A 390-nucleotide genomic window follows, 5' to 3' on the forward strand; every position below is an offset into this window, starting at 1 on the left:
TCCACGCACCGTTTTATTTGCTGCCCATTGTGTGGGTTTTGCAACCCCTGATGTCTATGATCCAACAAAGCCAACCAATAATGCCAGTGTTGGATATACAACAGACCCTATGTTTGGGCGTGCCAATATCTTGAATTGGCTGTCAGGTGGCCGTTATCCAGGTTTTGGTGATGGGCGCACCATGGTCAATTCAACAATGGTCTGGTGGGATCAACGTTCAAGAGGGGATACGGAAGGACCTGGGGGGCCCCTATTGGACCCCAAAAATGGGACTTTTCTTCCTGCCGATATTGCCATTGCTGGGTTTGATACACCAACTGAATTATTGGGCCGGGATGCGCAAAACGGCATTGGTTTGTTGTTTTCGCGGGTCAATGGCCCCGTTGCGGT

1 protein-coding gene is annotated in these 390 nt (G+C 50.3%); it reads left to right on the forward strand.

The window, feature by feature from the left end; genetic code table 11:
- The coding region (locus PsB1_RS11790) for a hypothetical protein (protein ID WP_284361844.1) at positions 1-390 on the forward strand (390 nt) is incomplete at both ends.

Origin of the sequence: Candidatus Phycosocius spiralis, from assembly GCF_030158815.1 — a bacterium.
GTDB classification, from domain to species: Bacteria; Pseudomonadota; Alphaproteobacteria; order Caulobacterales; family Aquidulcibacteraceae; genus Aquidulcibacter; species Aquidulcibacter spiralis.